This is a genomic window from Micromonospora sp. NPDC023737 (assembly GCF_040639715.1).
Taxonomy (GTDB): Bacteria; Actinomycetota; Actinomycetes; order Mycobacteriales; family Micromonosporaceae; genus Micromonospora.
The window spans coordinates 190,270-210,544 of sequence record NZ_JBFAAL010000004.1; the positions used below are offsets into that span (position 1 = coordinate 190,270).

Sequence of the window (20,275 nt, forward strand, 5' to 3'; positions counted from 1 at the left end):
GTGACGGCCCTGGACATCGAGATGTCGGACGACGCCGCCGCCTTCCTCAAGTGGCTCTCCGGCGAGGAGTTCCCGGCCACCAACCCCGACAAGGTGCGCGCGATCGCGGAAGCGTTCGGTGACGCCGCCGACGGCATCGAACGTGTCGTACCGCTGCTCATCGCCGGGGTCAACAACATCCGTGAGGGGGTGATGGGCGAGTCCGAGCGGGCCTTCGTCGACTCGATGGAGGACTTCCTCTCGGAGGACGGTTTTCTGGGCATCGCGTCGCGCTACGTCCGGCGGATGGGCGACGAGCTGGACAAGACGGCGAACCAGGTCGAGTACGCCAAGCTGATGATCTTCCTGTCGGTCATCCAGCTGATGATCGAGGTCGCCATCGCGCTGGCGATCGCATGGCTCGTCCCCGGAGTCCTCGAAGAGCTCGCCATGCGCCTGCTGGTCGAGAAGATGATGATCAGCAGGTGGCTGGCCCAGCTCATCTACGCGGTGGTGCTCAGCCAGGTCATGGGTGTCGGCCTCCAGGTCCTCATGGACATCATCGCCCAGAGCATCCTGATCTCCGAGGGCCACCAGAAGGGCTGGAACTGGGACCAGACCGGGAAGGCCGCCGAGATCGGCGCCTGGATCGGCGTGGTCGGCCTCGTCCTGGGCGCGGGCGGCAACGCGATCGTCAGCAAGCTCTTCGGCAAGGGAAACGTACCGGGCGCCGGTATCCCGGGTCCGGGGAAGGGAGCCGCGGACGACCTTCCCACCCCCAACTCGGTCAAGGACGACGGCCCGCTGCCACCCCCGGTCAAGGATCCCGTCGTCGACACCGTGGTGAAGGAGTCCGACAACGCGCCGACGTACTCCGGCTCGAAGGACGGCGACACCCCTCCCCCGTACACGAAGGACGACCCCGACCTCCCGCCCCCGTACCGGCAGAACGGCAAGGCCGGCGGCCACGACTCGCTCGCCGGGGAGACGCTGCACGAGGGTGCCACCGAGGTCGTCGGCGAGGGCACCTACGGTGCGATGACCGGCGAGGGCTGGGAGTGGAGCAGCACGCCGGCCACCTTCGTCTCCGGAGCGCTCTCCGGCCTGCTCAGCGGACTCGGCACGGCGGCGGGAACCCGCCTGCGGCTGGAGACTCACGGACCGGACGGCGGGCCCGCGACGACCAGCGGGTCCACCGGCGGTGATCAGTTCCCCGACGAGCCGCTCCCGCTGTACGAGCCGCCTCCGCCTTCGTACGAGGACGCCACGTCGCCGCCGACGAGTACGCCCGGGCCGACCGGTTCGGAATCGACGGGCGGTGGAGGAGGCACATCCGGCGGAGGCACCGCCGCGGGTGCCGGCTCCGGCGGCGGCACGGGTTCGACCGGCGGCACGGGTTCGACAAGTGGGACCGGTGGGAACGGCTCGACCAGCGGGAACGGCCCGACCGGCACGGGTGCGGCGGGCGGCACGCGGCCGGGTGCCGGTGACGACGGGCCATCACCGGTCACCAACAACCCGAACGTGGACTCTCAGCACACGGGCGGCGGGGTGACAGGCCCTTCGAATGGGCCGGGCTCCCCCCACGGAGACGCCACGACGGGCAACGGGGCGACGAACTCCCCGGACTCGACGGCCTCGGACGGCGACGGCATATACGTACCGCCGCCCATAACCGTGGTGCCCGTCGAGTTGAGCTTCGACCCGGGCGTGCCGACCGACACGACCGGCCTGCCAGGCCAAGGCGGCGGCGCGTCCACGGACGGCGGCTCGCCGGCTGCGGGCGGTTCCTGGAACGCTCCCCCGGTCAGCGGAACGCCATCGCCGGCCCCGGCCGGCACCGCAGGACCTGGCGCCGCGGGACCCGGCGCCACCGGACCCAGCACGACCGGACCCAGCACGACCGGACCGAGCACGGGCACCCCGACCGGTCCCGGCACGGGCGGACCCGCCGCGACCACCACTTCGACCGGTCCAGGCACCGGCGGACCCGCAGCGACCACCACCTCGACCGGCGCCGGCACGGCGGCCAACGGCGTCACCGGGTCGAACGGCCCGACGAGCCAGCCCACGCCGGTACGGGACGCCACCGGCGGTGGATCCGGCGCCGAGAACAGGCCGTCCGGGGTGCGGACTCCGCTCCGTACGTCTGCGGAGGTTCCCACTCCTGCGGACGGTGTCCGGACGGGAAACAACCCGTTCCGGCCCGCTGCCGAGGTGCCGGCACCGGCGTCCACCAGCGGGTCGAACAACCCTTTCCGCAGCGCCATGGAGGTGCCGACGCCGGCAGGTGACCGCACCGGCACGAACAACCCCTTCCGGCCCTCCGCCGAGGTGCCGACGCCCACGCCTGCGGGTCCTTCGGATCCGACGGCCCGTACGACAACCGACGAGTTCGCCGGGCGACGGCCGGACGGCGGCAGCACACGTCGGGACGCGCCACCTGGCCCGGACCGCGACGGCCCGTCCCGCGTCACATCGCAGGCCACACCGTTCGGGCTGCAGCCGGCCGTGCGGCTGGACCGCGCCGGGGTGGAACGGGTGGTCGACGAGGTCGCCGACCAGGTACGCGGGCCGGGACGCCCGGGCGCACCGCCGAATCCGGAGCTCTGCGTCGACCAGGTGAACGACCTACAGCGACTGGTCTTCAAGCGGCGGGCACCGATCGCCGGTTCCCGGCGGAGCACCGACGACTCGAAGATCGGCACCGGTCACGTGGCGGACCGGCTCGGTGGCGACGCCAGGTGGCACCGGGTCCCGTCCTGGGAGGACGTCGAGTCGGCCGTCACGGCGGCGGGACCGGGCAGCATGGCGCTCGTGCTGTGGCAGCAGCCCAACGGCATCGGCCACGCCTTCGCGCTCTACCACACCACCGACCTGCTCGAACCGCTTCAGTGGTTGGAGCCGCAGCGGCCGAAGGGGAACCGGCTCGTCACGCGGGACGACCTGGGCTCTGCCCTCGCCGCCCGGGTGCTCATCCTCGACCCGACGGGACGCGAGATCCCGCTCGTCGGGTCGCCGCAGGCCGACGGGTCCGGCACCGGCAAGCCGAGCCCCGTGGTACTCCCGAACGGGCCCGAATCCGCATCGGTCGCGCGCTCCATCGTCGACGCACCGACCGACCACCGGTACGGCGCGCTGCGCACCACCGCGCGTTCCCCGCAGACGCCACCGGCGACGCACCCGTCCCCGGTGGACGTGGCGCAGAACCCGCCGGACACGTCGAGCCGGGACCAGGACGACGACGGAACAACCGTCACGGACGATGCCCTGGTCCCCCCGCCCGTGACGATCCCACCCGTTGACGGGCCGGCACGACCGGAGCCGGCGGTGGGACCGGCGACCCGGACGCCGCCCGGATCGGATGCCCAGGGCCGGGTTCCGGACGCGACGGACCCACCCAGCGTCCCGGACGGCGAGCGCACCGAGCCACCGCCGGCCGGACCGCGACCGGGACAGCGCTTCGTCGTCGATCTGCCGGTCGAACCCGTGAACCCGCTCCTGCGCGAGGGCCTCGACCCGGAGGTCGTCGACGAGCTGACCGAGCGCGCCCGGTGGGCGGTGGAGGCCGGTCCGCAGGAGCCGCCCGTCGACCCGGCGACCGCACCGCCGGCCGTCCCGCCCGTGACGACCGAGCCCCCCGCCGGCCCCGCGACGGTCACCGTCGTATCCAGCGACGTCACCGACCCCGCCTCGGTCCCCGAGTCACCCGCGGATCCGGCCTCGACCGCGGAAGATCCGGCCTCGGTCCCAGAGGAGCCGGCCTCGACCCCGGAAGATCCGGCCTCGATCCCGGAGGAGCCGGCCTCGACCCCGGAGGAGCCGGCCTCGACCCCGGAGGAGCCGGCCTCGATCCCGGAGGAGCCGGCCTCGGTCCCGGAGGATCCGGCGGACGACGGCCCGCGCCCGCCGTGGTACATCGAGCACGGCGCTACCGGCGCGATGAGCATCCAGTCGGCCGGCTACACGGACCCGGGCCGGGTCGCCGAGCAGATCGTGGCCGCGCTGCCGGTCGACGCGCCGAACGCCACGGTCACCGAGTCGGAGCACCTGCGCAACGGCGTACGAACGCGGTTGACCGCGCTGCTCGGCATCGACGGGTACCCGACAGCGACATTGGATGGGCGGCCCACGCCGGCGGTCACCGCGGCCGCACTGGTCGACCTGGCTGCCGCCGACAGCAACGTCGACCGGTGGGACAAGCTGCTGCGCGAGGGTTGGACGGGGGTGATCGACGGCCGCCTGGTCTGGATCAAGCCCCGGCTGCACGCGGCGAAGCCCGTGGCGGCGCGCCCAGTACAGGGGACCAGGTTCGAGGTCGCCTTCAACTCGACCGCGTCCAGTTCGGCTCGGGAGCAGGCGAAACCGAACGAGGTGGCCACCGGCCCGGACCTGATCCTCAAGTTGCCCAACAAGTTCCAGTTCATGCCGGTCGGGCTTCCGCTGGAGGCCGAGTACGCCACTTCGCACTCCGTCAGCTCGTCGGACCGGGTGATCTCGGGGCGGAAGCTCTTCTTCAACGGCGGGCCCAGCTACGCCAGCGGGCTGGCGGTCGACGTGTTCGTCGACGGGCGGCACTGGGGCGACACCCATCGGCTCGACTCCGATGACGGAATGCTCGTGGTGAAGTTCCCGGAGCAGTACGTCGGGCGGGACCAGCGGCCGCGGGGCAACGTCACGGTCGACGCGGACGGGCAGGCGCGGCCGGGACCGGCGACGGCGCACGACGTGCTGACCGCGATCGACTTCACACCGACCGTCGCGGCGCTGCACCGGCAGCTACGCGACCACGATCTGCCCGCGGACGCCGCGGCGACGGTCTCGCAGCACGTCACCCAGCAGTTGCTCAACGAACGGACCGCGCGCGGACGCAGCCGGTGGCTGCTCAACGGCGGGGACATGTCCGAGCAGCTGACGGTGCCGATCGGCGTGAGCAAGGACTTCCGGGGCTACGTCACCGTCGAGCTCGTCGTGCGTCGACTGCAACGGCTGGGCGAAGTCGACGGCGTGACCGTCCGCGACGACCTGGGGGCCGCGCAGGGGGACTCCGAGACCCGGTCCGGCTCCTACTCCTTCGGGCTCGCGCTCCGGGCCGTCCCGAGCGGGTTGACCGCGAACGCGTCCGATACGAACCGGGGCGGGATCGGGCCGAACGCCGGTCTGGAGTGGGGCAGGTCGGCGGCGCAGGACGTCGGCGGCGGAGCGATGAACCACACCGTCCTCGTCCGCTCCGCCGAGCACACCAGGTACGCGGCCGACGTGTCGGTCAACGTCCGGGTGGACTCGAGCACGCACCGGATCCCGTGGTTCGACGCACGGGTGATGGCCGAGTTCGGCGTCCCGACGACCGACGCCGAGGCGTTCGAACGGACGCACCACGGCAGTCCGCTGCCGGCGACGGCCGAACCGCTCTGGTATGGGGCTGCCGCGCCGACGGTGACACCGACGGCACCGGTCAGCGCCGAGCGCGTCACGAACCGACTCGGCACGCCCCGGCGGGACGCACCGCAGGTCCGTACCCCCTTGCGGCCCGACAGGGCAGCCGACCGGGAGCCGCTGCTCATGGCGGCGCGGCGCGGCGACGGGCCGGGCACCACCCACCAGCTGCCCGGTGGCAGCCGGGTCATGCCCCAAGTGCTGGCCGCGCTGCGGTACACCGTCGGTCAGGTCCGTGCGCTACGCGGCCGGATCGAGGCGGGCGGCCTCGTCACGGAATCGGGATCCTGGGCGGAGGTGCAACGACTCGCGGCCATCCGCTACGGACTGCCGGCGCTGGAAGCCGACCCGGCTCGGGTACGGGCGGGCATCTTCACCACGTTCGATATCGACGGCGATCGGTACAAGGTGCTGGTGACCGCGCATCCGCGGGAGTGGATCGGAAGCAGCAGCTACCCGATGCCGGTCAACAACCGGGCCATGTCGACGGCGAAGGTGAGCGCGGATGTCACCAACAAGCAGCGGCTGCACGGCGGGGTCTCGGCCAACGCCGTCTTCGGGTACGGCCGGAACATCCGGGGACAGCTGCCCGGGCTGCACGTCGACGGGTCGTACGAGCGAAGCACGGAACGCGGCCACTCGCGGACGCTGAAGAGCTACCGGCGTACGGAGACCACGAAGGACGTCGTCCAGCACGACTACCACCTGGCGTACGAGATCACCGTCTGGCCGGACGACGGGGCGGCCACGAGATGGCTGATCGACGGCCCGGACGTCCAGCAGCACGTGGTCGTACCGGTCGAGCATCTGCCGGCCACGACGCCGACCGCCGAGGAGATCGGCGCGGTCGGGGTCACGGTGCGGATGTACGGGAACAGCCCCCCGCCGCCGTCACCGGGGGCGGTGCCGTTCCATCGGGAGGGCGTCGCCGGGGTGTATCCCCGCTTCGCGGAGCTGCCCGAGCTTCCGGCCACGGTGGCGCGGCTCTACGGGCAGGTGCACGGCGCGGCCACCGGCTGGCATCTCGATCCGTCGAACTGGCCCGCCGAGCTTTGGGACGCCGAACTGGCGGTGCCCACCAAACTGAGCGCGAACCTGCCCGCCCTGACCAGTACCGAGCAGCGGTGGACCATCTCGCTCGGCACCCGCGACGGCCTGACCGTGGAGGCCGAGGTCTCGGCCTCGGTGCACGACGTGCTTCACCTCGGAACGAGCGACGGGGTGGAGATCGAGCAGTACTCCCAGGCAGCGTCCCAGTTCGACGTCACGGAAGGGACCGAGCAGTCGTTCTCGGTCGGCGCGGGCGGTGGCGCCTACTACTCCGGCGGCCGTCAGACGACCGACGACTCGGCAGCGTCGAACATGGCCGGCGGCTACCTCTCCGCGCACGCCTCCGGGGAGGTGGGTCGCTCCGCGTCCGGTGGATCCGGCAGCATCGACATCACCCGTGCCACCTACAAGGGGCTGGTGCACAGCTACCGGTCCCGGTTGGTCCGGTTCACCGTGTCGGTCAAGGGCTGGCGCGGCTCGGCCCCGGCGTCCGTGCAGCGCTACGCGACGATCGACGTCCAGCACGGCATGGAATTCCAGGTGCCGAACCGGATGGCTCACGAGCTGGGGCTGCCCGGCACCGTCGCGCTCCCGGAATCGCCCGCGCCGCATCGCGAACTGGACCCTCAGCTCGGCCGCGCCGCCAGCCACGTCGAACGGTTGCGGACCGACGATCCGCCGTTGCAGTTGATCCTCGACACGCTCACCGAGCGGGGCGTCCTGCCGCCCGAGGGCCATGGACCGCCACCGATGCTGCGCAAGGCGCTGACCAAGACGTTCTCCCTGGACGCGCTCGAACTGGAGGCGTTCGAGCTGTTCGGCGGCGGCGTGCAGGAGTGGTTCGTCGTGCCCGGCACGCTGCTCGGCACGGGTTACCTCTTCGTACGGGTCAGCGCGTCCCTCGGTGCCGTCACGTCCGACCGGCCCCGGCCCGAGGTCAACCTGACCCTGCGCGGTCAGGGGTACGACTCGACGGAGGAGAGTGAGTCGTCGGGCTGGTCGGCCAAGGTCGGCTTCGTGGGTCGGGGGCGTGGGGCCGGTCCCGGCGGCGTCGGCGGCGGCACCGTGCGGCTCGACTACGACTGGGGCTCCTCCCGCGAGCACGGCGAGGAGCACGCCACCAAGGACATCTTCCGGTACGGCACCTCCGGCTCGTACGAGCTGAACAATCAGGTCCACTTCACCGTCGAGATGCGCTACACGCATCGGCTGCCGCTGCGGCTGGAGGTGATCGGAAACACGGTCCGGTCGTTGCTGCTGCCCGTGGCGACCGGATTCCCGGCGCTGCGCGCGCTCGTCGACCCGCAGCGCAACGCCTGGGAGACGATCGAACCGCGACTGGCGGCGGGATCGGTCCGCCGGCTGCTTCCCGCGTTCCTGACCGGGCCGGCCGACAGCGGCGCGCAGCGGTGGGAGCCCGTGCTGGCGGACGACCAGCCGATGGACCCGGCGGCGCCGGTCGACTCACCCCAGCGGGCGGGACTCAACTACCTCGTCGCGGCGGACCCCACCTTCATCCCGATCGCGCTGCCGATCACCGAGCAGCTCGGCCGGGACCTGATCCAGGCGCTCGAGCCGGGCGGCTCACCGACGCAGGTCTCGGCCAAGGTCGCGCCGACCAACCCGCTCGGGCAACTCGTGTTCCGCCACCTGCTGGGCCTCACCGGGTTCTCCCTCGGAGACGTCCTCGTCGACCCGGGACAGTTCATCGCGGAGACGAAACTGCGCCCCCGGATCCAGCAGCTGCTCACCCACCGGTACCGGGTGCCCGGGACCGACGTCCGTCTCGGCGTCGTCCTGACCGAGGTCGCGCAGCTGCTCGACGGGAGCGGCATGCCGGTGGACCCCACGGTCAAGGCCCGCCGGTACACCCAGGAGGAGACCAAGCCCGTCGTGGAGAGCGACTCCTCGCACGGCTGGGACGTGGGAGCGACGGTCGACGCGGCCGCCGTTCCGGGCGGAAAGACCAGGTCGGCCGGGGCCCGGTTCGGCGGCAAGACGGGCAGCCACGCCGGGGAGAGTTCGACAGCGGAGCTGGCCGAGGTCGCCGAGCGCAACACGGAGCACAAGGCCCGGCACAGGTTCTACCGCTACGGACTGACGTTGGTGGTGCACCTGCCGGACGGCCGGACGGTGACCGTCGCGTCGCCGGAGGGCCTGTACGGGCAGAGCCAGCGCTCGCCGGAGGACCTGCTGAGTCCCGGCGACCCGCGCCGGGAGAGCCTGCGCGTGAACGGGCGCGTGTTCACCCCCGCGCGTCTGCTCCAGGCCACCGGCCTGGCTGTCGAGTCGGTCGGGCCGGACGCGGACGAGCTGGCCGTCCTCGGTGCCCTCGCCGAGCAGCTGTACCCGGCCGGGGTGCGCCCGCCACTCGGCCCGGAACACGTGAACACCGGGACTCGACCGGATGCCGACGACTTCTCCCGCGTCGACCACTGGAGCCGGACCGCGTCGTGGGAGGCGGTGCCCGAGACGGTACGCAGGTTGGGGCCGGGCGGCAGCGCGCTCGTCCTCGACCGGGACGGCGACGGCGACGAACGCGCCTCCACCGTCTACCACACCGCCGAAGGTCGCATCTTCTGGACCGACCCGCACGAGACCGGGGACGGGCGGCTGATCCCGGTCCCGGACGACGCGACGGCGGACGGCTGGGCACCTGTGACAGGCGACCCGTCGGACGCCCGGATCCTGTTCATCGACCCGTCGGGTACGACGGTGGAGAACCGTCGCCCCGTGCCGGAAGGGTTCGCCCGCCGCCCGGAGCAGGACGGCCCGGCCCTGCCGCCGACGCCGCCCGCCCCGCCCGCACCTGTCCGGCCGCCGGACGGGACGACGGACTCCACCACCGCCCCGGCGAGCGAGCCGGGGACGACGCCGGACGCCCCGGACGAGTCGCCGGTGCGGCATCCGGATGGTTCGGGCCGCGGGACGACAGGGCTCAGCGCGGGACGAGGCCCGGAAGGTGGACCGGCCCGGACGGTTCCGCCTCCTCCCGGTGCGAATGGTGCCAGCGCGGCCGCGCGGACCGACGACCCCCGGCGGCCCGAGGGCGGTGATTCCCGAACCGTCCATGCGCTGCTCGACCCGCCGATGAGCCGCTCGCCCGGCATGAACCGCACCACCACGGCGTCATCCACCGATTCCTCCGCCGAGGTCTCCCGGGCGGTACGCGACGCCATCGCCGTACTACCCGGGTGGGACGGCACCACCCCGGACTGCGCTCCCCGCGTACGGGACACCCTGCGCGCACTCGGAGCCCGCCCCGGCAGACGCGACGACCTCACCGGACAACGCCCCATCGACACGGTCGCAGACCAGCTCGGCGGGCGGTTCCAGTACGCCGACCTGAGCCGGCTGAACGACCTGCGCACCGGCGACGTGACCGCGGTCTGGGTGGACACGCCCAACGACCCGATGCACGTCGTGCTCGTCCAGCGCGTCGATCAGAGCCGGTTCGTGCAGATCGAGACCCAGTCCCGACACGGGAACGCCTTCACCGTCTTCCGCCTCGACGACCGGCTGAGGGCCACCCGGCCACTCCCCGCTGTATTCGCCGGCCCGGTACGACTGGCTCTCGACGAGACCGGCGGGCTGGCGCAGATCGCACCTCGGACCACCGCTCCGCTCCCCGGTGAACCGGCGCCCACCACCCCCGCGCTGGTCGACGGCGTCCGCGTGGCTGTCCCTGAACGTGTTCGCGGTTACCTGACGTGGCGGGGAACAGCGGCGGAGCTCGCCCGCGCACTCTCCGATGTCCGCGCCGGACGACCGCTCGAGGTCAGCACCCTGAGACCCAAGTCCGGTGCCTCACGCGCGTATGTCATCGAGGTCGCGGTCGGTCCTGGCAAGGCGTTCGTCAGGGACGGCCACCAGAGTGACTCGGTGTGGGTGAGCCCGCGAGACTTCGCCAATGTCACGATCGTCGGCGTCTCGCGTCAGAACGTCGTCGGGCATCGAAACGTTGTGCTGCCCGATCTCCAGGGTCGTACCTTCGCGGAGTTGGCCTCCGGCAGGCTGGGACCTCGTCGGGCCGACACTCGTGGCCTGGTCTCGACGAGTGAGCCGCGAATGCCCACCGAATACCTGAAGTGGATGCGGTCGCGGCGTAACCGGATGCTGAACCTCGTGCCCAGGCCGATGGCGACGGCCGGCACGATCGACTGGTGGGTCAAGGACCGTAGGGGTGCGTATCTCCCGTCCTACGAGAAGCGTGCGATCGGCATCACCTACAAGAACAAGAAGGAGCAGACGAACAGCCCTTGGGCCACCGTCACCTTCGATGGCAGGTATACGCTCCGCACCTTGGGGCGTGACGGTCAGGCGCAACACGAGCTGCGACGTCTCCCGTTCGACATCGACGAACGAACCTTCATCGTGGAGGCCCACGCCAACCAGTTCGATTTCGGCGTCGCGGTGGAGCGGAACTGGTTCGGGCGGGAATCGAGCGCCTACGCCGTCGTCGACGGCACCACTCTCGGCCGGGACGTACTGGCGGACCCTCGCTACCAGCAGGCGGTCGAGACCCACGGTGACAATCTGCGCGTGCTGCTGTTCGCGTGTGTCGCCCTGCCGAACAGCCGGGAATTCGCGCAGACCCTCGGCCGGCCGGTATGGGCCACCAACGGAACAGCAGTCGTCGGCGCGATGGGGGGCCGACGTTCGATAGGACTCCAGCGACGAGAGGGAGAGGCAGAGCCCGGATTCTTCCTGGTCGCCCCCGACGGGGGACTCTTCCTCTCTCCGCAGCTCTCGGTCGCGAGCATGGAAGCCAGGATGTCCACCGTAGGCAGCGGCGAGCCGGACCTGCCGGGTGATCCCGAAGACGGCCCCCGCACCGGCGCGGGCGGCCCGGCGGATTCCGGTTCCCTGCGGCAACGATTCGCCGACGATCTGATGAGCGACCTGGACGTCTCCGGCACCGGGCGAGACGGCAGGGAACAGCAGCGGATACCACGGATCCAGGACGCCCTCCAGTGGTGGCTGGGGACGACGTCACCTGATGACTTCAGCGAGCTGGTCGGCGGCGTCCGCGCTATCGAAGCGGTAACCGAGATGTCCCAGTACGGCGCTTCGCTGCTCAGCACGGAAGCCGCAGCCGGGATCCTGGTCGCCCTGCACGACCTCAGCAGCCAGGCCCCGTCCGATCGCCACCAGGAACGCGTCCAGAGCGCGCTGCACGACCTACGGCAGCTGCGCGACGAGGTCGACGACCTGCGGGCGGTGCCCCAGCCCGGCCTGAACCCCACCATCCAGGCGGTGCTGGACAGCGTCGACGTGTTGGAGACGCAGCTACGGCACGCGGCCGAGGCGGCGCAGGCCGAGGGCTCGACACAGGACCGCGGTGGCGCCGGTCAGGACAGGGCCGGTCCCGGGCGGGAGAGGGGAGCCGGTTCGGGCCGTCCGATCTCCTGGACGGGGGCAGATGATGCGTCGGCACGGCTGTCGTTCCCGTGGCTGGAGTCGGTGAAGAACGCCGGCTCCCGCAGGAACAGTGTGCTGACCGCGATGGCCTCGGACATGAGCTACGTGCGCCCCGGCGGTTTCGGTGTCCTACCGGACGTACCGCAGCCGGAACGGCACCTGTTCAATTATCAGCGGGAAGAGCTGGGTCTGCCTGACGGAGCCGAGTCACCGGTCTATCGCACCGACCCTGAGTCGATCCGCGAGGTGATGGAGGCTGCTCCGCTCGGGTCCCGGGGCGTCGTGGTGGTCCGCGAGCAGGCGCCGGACGGTGCGGGCGGGAACATCCGCGCGCTCAACGTGTTCCACGACTGGGATGGGGTGACGTTCCTCGACGTGCAGCGGGGTGGGCTGGCCCGGATGCCCGACGGGCCGGTCGAGTGGATCTTCCTTCCGCTGAATGCGGGCATCGCCGAGCCGGCGAACTCGGAACGGGTCGGGGCCTCGTACCTGTCCGGTGGCGCCGGTGCGTCCAGTACGGCCTTCGGGACGCCACGGCCACTGCCGCCGGTGCCGGTGACCACTGCCGCCGAGCCGTCCGAAAACGGGCGTGAGATGGCTGCGGAGCCCCTGCCTGCCATCGACACCATCGTGGGCACCCCGCCGATGGCCAGAATCGAGGTACCGCCCGACGGCTTCTGCCTGCTCGTCTCGACCTTCATCTCCGCACCCACCCAGCTCACCGGTTTGTTGACCCGGCCGGGTGCGGCCACCACACCTGATGACGCCGCGAACGTCGCCTGGCTGACGCATGCCGCCGAGTTGGTGCGAGCCGGGCGCGTGGCAGAGGTGACCTCGGATGCGGTCAGGGGTCCGCGAGAAGCGGCGATGAGAGCGGTCGCCGGGCGCCTGGCCCGGATGGTTCGTGATCCCCGGGCGTTCGGGCTGGACGACGATTTCGGAGGTCTGGCGGTCCGGAACTCCAGGATGGCCGAGATCGAGGCTGCCGAAGCCGACGGGGCGGTTCCCGACTACTCGGGGCTCGACGATCCGATCTCGCGACGCGACCGCGAGGAGTTGGCGGCAGCCGTCGCCAACTGGTCCAACACGTACAACAGCCCGTACGGCGACGGCTACGCGGTACTCCTCGCCAATGCCCTCGGCATGGGGCTCGTCGTCGCCAGCAGCGGCAACCCCGACGGGTACTCGGCGGTGGAGGCCAACGAGCCCGGGCAGGTCATCCGCGTGTGGCTCGAATCCGCCCTGCTCCACTACAGCGGATTGATCCCGCTGGACGATCCCGGAGACCCCGGGCGAGAATCCGGCGGCCCTGCAGAGCCGACCCGCGAGGAGTCCGAGGCGAGAGGCGCCCGCGAGACGCGCAGGCGACGCCGCGAAGGACTGATTCTCAATCCCGCACAACTTCCACCCGACCTGGCCCTTCTCGCGCGCCCCGACGCCGATCCGGCCGAGCCTTCCGGGCTCGATCCGAGCGCGGCGGACCCGATCACGTCGAACCCGGTCGAAGGGCCGACGTACAGCACACCGCCTCCGCCTGGCGCTCCGCGGCGGCCGCGGCCGTTGCCGCAGCCCGGCACACCCGCCACGTCCACATCCACCACCACCGGCGCCGTGGCCGCCGGGTCGAGCAGAGCGTCGCGGAGCCACGAAGAGCGAGCACGGCAGGCGCAGGAACGGGCACACCTGGCAGCCCTGCCGTATCCGCTGCCCAACATGTCCTCGCGGTCGCCCGAAGGTTCGGCCGTTCCGAATCCGGTACGACCCGTCATCACGTCGGCCATGACCGGTGCAACCACTGCGCCCCGGCCGTTTCGGCGTGCGCTCCCACAACCGCCTGCCGGCTTACCGGCCAACGCCACGTCGCGGCCGCCGCTACCGGCGCCCCCCAACGACGGTGACCCCGCCGGGCGCGGCGGTGGTACCCGGACGGCTCACGCGCTGCTCGACCCGCCGACGCGCCGCTCCCCGGGCATGGCCCTCACCAGCACACCACCACCCACCGCCCCCGCCGACCAGGTCTCCGACCCGGTCCCCACGGAACCGGGTCCGGCAGCCGGTTCGGGTTCCTTCCCCGATCCCCCGCAGAGCGCCCTGACCGACGAGCCGCTGCACCCCAAGCCGGCCTGGACCCGGGATCTGCCGGGCGGTGTACGGCTGCTCCCGCCACCGGCGGGGAGCCCGATCGCCGTGGCCGACCTGGAGACCGCCGCCCGGCGACTCACCGCACCGCCCGGCACGACCGTGTTGGCGGCCGTGCTGCCGTCGGTCGCCTTGGACCCACCGCATCTCGCGACCACCGGTCCGACGGGCCTGGTCGAGGTCTCCGAACTGCTCGACGACCTGCTCCCCACCAGCACGGACGGCGTCCTGCTGCTCTACCTCCACGACGCCGATTTGAGCCGGTCGGCGACGGCTGCACGCGACATCCAGGCGATGGTCGACGAACGGCGCCGCCGGGGTGAACCGGTTCCGGCCGCGGTCCTGGTGTCGGCGCCGGCCGCGCCGTCGGTATGGGACTGGATCGGGTGGCGGTCCGGCCCGCGGTGGATCCTGCACGGGGCTCTCTACGAGGACCTGCCGACGGCGCTGACCGTGGCCAGGGCGACCACGCCGCCGCCGATCGACCTGCACGCCGAGGTTCGTGCCCGGCTGCGGGGTGAGCCCAACCGGTACGGCTACACCGACGCGTCCCTGGCCGCGCGGCTCGCCGCGGAGCAGGGGCTGGACGACGGCGAGTATCCGCTGCTGCCGGCGTACTCGGTCACGGTCCCGCCGGCCGCGCCCAACCGTGGCCCGTTCGGCCCGACCGTACGGGTGCCGATCGGCGACGCGGAGAACCCGGGCGAACGGCTCCGCTGGGTCCGCGACTGGCTGCGGCTGGGCACGCTGCGGCCGGTGCCGCAACCGGGCGAGCGGACCGTCGAGGTGCAGCTGCCCGACGGGCTGCTCGGCGGAGCGGTCACCCTGCCCGCTTCCGGTACGGAATCGGATCTGGACCTGGTGGTCCTGGCTCCCAAGTTCCTGACCGAACTGGACGCGCAGGGCCGCCCGGTCCGCCGCGAGGTGGACCTCTGGGTGAACGAGCACGCCGACGGGCGGCTGGTGGCGACGGAGGCGAACGCCACGGTCCGGAGCGTGCTGCTCGACAGCATCCCGCCGGACTCGCTCGATCGCATCCGCGTCGAGACCGGGCTGCTCAACGACCAGACGGTCGACGGGCACCCGCCCGGGACGCTGCTGCGATCGACGGCCAACGGTGAGTGGATCACCGTCGAGCAGTACGTGCAGTCGATGCTCCCGCCGACCGGCGACGGTCAACGCAAGCCGATCGTGGTGCTGCCCTATCCACCCGGCGACGTTCCGTGGCCGGAGACCCCGTTCCATCAGGCGCTGGAACAGCACGCCGTCGTGGTCTCCGAGCGACGCGAGCAACGCAAGGTCGGGGGGCGCGATACCACCCACCACTGGGCGGCGCGGCAGGGCGGTGCGCCTGTCTGGACCAACCGTGACCAGCGCGGTGTCGCCGAGATCCGCCGGTCGAGCCTGGCCACACTGCTCACCGACCTGACCGGTGGCCCCCGGCCCGGTGGCCGGGCGTACTCGGCTGAGGCGGCGGTGCACACGCTCGCCCAGGCGGACGCACCGGTGGCGCCCGAGGTGTTCGCCGCGGCCCGCCGGGCCTTCGACAGCGCCCCGTTGCCGGTGACTGATCAACCGCGCTGGCTTCCGCTACCGGCGGCGCTGGGGCAGGCCACCGCGCGCACCGCCGGCGGCTGGCTGCGCGGCCAGGAACTGGCCGTGCTGCACCCCGACGACCGGTACGTCCAGACCCGGATCTCGGTACCCGGCCGGTACGTACGGGACGTGCCGGTGGAGTTCTCGGACGGCCGGCAACGGACCTACCAGGTGGTCGACCTCGCCGCGATCGTGGCCGACCGGCCGCGGGTCCGCACGTACGCCAACGGGAACCTGCGGCTGGAGACCTCGGGCCGGCGGGACCCGGTGACGTCGACCTCAGCCGCCCACAACGATCCACCGGCCTACCAGGAGCGGCCGGAGGGTGCCGGGCAGACCGGCCCGCAGCCGGCGCGGCCGGCGCGCGAGCCGGTCCGGTTGACGGTGCGGGGACTCGACGAGGTCCTCGACGAGGTCGTCGGTGAACGGACCCTGCTGGACGCGCTCCTGCTGGAGGACTGCGCCGAACTGGTCGACACGTTCGCCGGCACCGTCTACCGGGAGGGGATCAGACCGGCGGAGGCCGCCGACGACACGGCGGTCGACCGGGGTGGTGTCGCCGGCGTGCGGGCCGGACTCGTCGCCGGTCCCGGCTGGTATCGCGGCGAATCGGCGGACGCCCTGCGCGATGTGGTGGACCGGGCCGGGGTCGGCGCCACCGCGCTGATCATGGTCAGCCGTGACCAGGGTCGGACCGGGCACGTGCTGGCGCTGCACCACACCGTCGAGGGAGTTCGCTGGGCCGACCCGCAACGGCTCTCGGACGCTCGTAGTCACACCTCCAGCGAGGTGACGCCGGAACTCCTCGGCCAGTCGGTCGGCATCCACTTCGTGCTGATCGACTCGTACGGTCAGGTCGTCACGTTCGATCACCCCGGGTTGGGCGACGTCGTCGCCTCCGGGGCGCGGCCCGAGTCCACGTCCACGGCCGCGGCGCTGATCGACGCGCCGGTCAACCACGAATTCGGCTACGGCGCCCCCGAACTGGAGCTCCACGACGTGGAGGTGCAGGACGTCGGCCAGGAACAAGGTGTCGAGCTGCTCCGCACCACGGATGGGCTGGTGCGGGTCAAGGTCGACGGCGCGAGACATTACCGAGGGTCGGACGGCCGGTTGTATCTCGACACCGGCAAGATGCCCGCCGGGGTCGAGGTGGTCGGAAGAAGAGGCGTACTCATTCCGGAGATCGTGCCCCGGCCGTGGGGGATGCTCAGGGGCGAGCGAAGCCAGAACGCAGCACGGATCAAGCGACACATGGAAGAGATCCGGCGCGTCCTGCGGGGCGCCGGGAACGTTCCGCTCGGCGATCTGTTCGAGGGCCCCGACTACGTCGTGGCGAACGACGCCCGAAGCTGGAAGATCACCTCGTGGACGCATCACTTCACCACTGCGGACACGCTCTTCCAGCAGATCACCGCAGGGGTGCCGCTGCACACCATCCTCAACGCCCTTGCCGGGATGTCCCCGCATATCCGGGAGGGCCAGCCGAAGGAGATGATCCGGGCCGGACGCGACTTCGCCACCCGGGTGACGGCGATGTACCTGGGACTCACCGAGGCAACAGCCGATGACCAGGCGAATGGCACCGACGCCGACGCGGGGGCGAAGATCGTCCGGGCCATCGCGCACTTCGACAAGGACGTCAGCACGACGGCGGGCGTGCTGGCGCTCGGATTCATCCAGGCCGCGACGATCCCGTTGTGGTGGACGATCAGCCGCGGCAGTCGCGCGATCCCGAAGGCCTACCTCACCGCCGCTTCCCGGCTGTCTCTCCATGATCTCCGCGACAAGCTGCCGGCACCGGTCAAGACCTGGCTGTACGAGAACCGACGCGCGGTTCGAACCGCCTTCGCGTCCACCCTCTTCGCGTACCTGAATCCGCGCCCCGACAGGCCGGCCGACATCCTCGGCATGTACCTCGATGCCGAAGCGGGGCTCCCGAGTGACGCGCCACCGAATATCGGTGTGGTGAGCGTTCAGCGTTTCCTCGACCAGCTACTGGTCGGCGACGAGAACCTGAGCCAAGCGCACGTGCTCGACGTGGCGGACGCCATCGACCTTCCTGGCCGCAGCCAGAGGTCACCGCTCGTGCCGGTCGAGTTCCGGCAGGTCGGTTCCCGGCACACCAACTGGGACCGACACAACGCCGACGTCGAGACGGTGACCAGGGTCGTCCGGACCGCGGACGAGACGGCGACCATGCTTCTCGACCTCGCGGGCGAGGAGCACGGTCGCGCCCTCGTCCACGCACTGAGGACCGTGGTGCTGGCCGTGCCCCCGGCGGACCCGGCAACGACGATGCCGGAGGGGCTGCGCCTCACCCCGCCGGTCAGGAACCTCAGGTCGGCGGTCAACGACTTCCTCAGCGCGGACCCGCCCCGTCGGCCGGTCGTCGAGCACGTACTGAACGCTGTCGGCCTGCTCATCAGGCAACCACTTCTCGCCCTCCTGCCGGAAGAAGCCGGACCTTCGACCATCCCGGGGTTCGCGCCCCCGCAGGTCGGCGGCGAGCGCGCCGCACAGCCGGCCGGTACGCCGCCGAGGCCACGGTCTGCGGCACCACAGGGGTCGACGAATCGGCCGCCGGGGCCCGGCACCGCCCGCCCCGACACCGCCGGGCGGGATCGTCCTGGTGGTGGCGGCTTCTTCCTCGGCAGCCCGGACACGAACACCGCCGACCTGCCGGCCGTGGTGGAACTGACCTCGAACGAGGACGGAACGTGGTTCGCCGACGGCGCCGAGGTGCTGCTACGCCAGACACCCGAACTGCGCAACGGGTGGGCGCTGCTCGCCGACAGCGAGCTGAACCAGATCGCTGGACGCGACATGCTGGCCGCCGGAACCAGCACCCCGGTGGCCGTGCACCCCGCGGGCGACGGGGTCCGCGTACCCGTCCGTGGACCGGACGGCGACACCCGCGAAGTCCGCATCACCGCCGACCAGATGGCGACCCTCCTGACCGGCCGGCTCCCCGACGCCAGGCCCATCGCCCTGCTCTCCTGCGCCGCCGGCGCACTGCCGCGCGGCTTCGCCCAGCAACTCGCCACCGCCACGGGGCGCGACGTCGTCGCCGCGCCCACCGACCTCTTCGTCGACGTCACCGGCCGACATCCCGAACTCACCACCGTCGACGGCGAGAGCTGGCAACTCTTCACTCCGGACGGCACACCCTGGGACGTCGTCAACGACGACATCGACGGCGAACGACGGCCCTTCGACGGGCTCCTCTCGACGCCGCCGCGCTGGTCGGGGCCGAACGGCAGCGTCCGGACCGACAGCTCGGCGGAGACCCCGAGCCAGCCGACCCGACAGCAGCCCGAGGCGACCCCCGTCCGGCGACGCCGGGTGCTGCGCAAGCCGAATCCGCGTCCCGCGGCGAACCAGCGCGGCGCCAGCCCCCGGCACGTGCCGGATCGCCGCGCCCAGCATCCCACGCTGACGTCCCTGCAGCCCACGCGACGCATGCGGACCACCCCTGGCCCGGTGACACCGCTAAGCGCGGCGACGACCCAGCCGTGGCAGGTCCGGCAACGGCTGGCCGCCATGCCCCCGGCCGACCTGCGCCGGTACCGGCGGTGGGCGGACGAGGTGATCGGGGAACGGCAGCGGCAGCCGGGCGTCACCGCCACCGTCGACACCCTCGCACCGGTGCAGCGCGCCGAACTGGCCGACCGGGTGGTCGACCTGCTGCGAACGAACGACCACCTCGAGCGGCACGAGACCGAAAGCCTGGCGGGCGATCTCATCGACCGGTTCCTGCGGGAGGGGCCGGCGCCCCTGCCCGCCCCACCGTTCCGGCGGGATCTCGACGCCACGTTCGCCTTCGATCCGGGTACGGTCGACCTCGCCTGGGCCAACCGGGCCGAGCTGGACGCCTTCGTCCGCTCCATCGCCGCCGAGGCCGCTCGCCGGGCCGACGAGGGGCTTCCGCCGCTGCGTCTGCACGTGGAGGTCGGGCCGGGCCGGAGCACCCGGCTCGTCGACCGGCTCGTCGAACAGTTACTGCCCGTACGTCCCGGCGCGGACGGAACCCGCCGGGGGCCGGGCGGGCGGATCGCCGACTCCCGCGCGGCCGGACTCACCGCGACCCTGCAAGAGTTGCTGACCAGGCACGCCGGGGCGAACAGCGGGATCGTGCTCACCAGCCGCGTCGCGACCACGCCGCTGGCCGGTGCCGGTCCGTTCGGTCACGGTCCGGGCCGGGACTGGGCGCGGATCTGGGTCGGCGTGCCGGCGGGCGAACACGATCCCAGCCGCACCACTGGCCGGGACGGCCTGAGCGACCAGCGCTGGGATCCCTGGACCCCGGAGGAGGACGTCCGGTCGCAACCGTCGCGGGCGTCCTCGGACCCGGCACCGGGGGGACGACGCCGGGCCCGCCGGACCCGGCGGTTCACCGCGCGCGACACCACGGGCGCGAGCGCCAGGGAACGTAAGCCCCGACCGGCCGCACGTCTTGCCCGTCCCGAGCCCGCACGTCCGGCCGGCAGCTCGCAGCCGTCGGCGAGCCCCACCTCGGCCCAGCCCTCGGCGTTGCCGCCCGGTAGCACGCTGACCGTCACCGACGCCACCGGCGCTTTGGACGCCTACCAGGCGTTCCGGGCGAACGCGCTGCCCGCCCTGACCGGCGACGTCGGGCAGCCGGTAGCGGACC

The 20,275-nt window shown here is 72.2% G+C and carries 1 protein-coding gene (cut by a window edge); it reads left to right on the plus strand.

Going from position 1 to position 20,275, the window contains the following annotated elements:
- A protein-coding gene (locus AB0F98_RS12200) for a hypothetical protein (RefSeq protein WP_357732942.1) crosses the window boundary here: on the plus strand, nt 1–20,275 show its 5' portion. The gene runs 7,310 nt beyond the window's last position; only the first 20,275 of its 27,585 coding nucleotides appear in the window; its start codon is at nt 1–3; its stop codon lies off the right edge, out of view.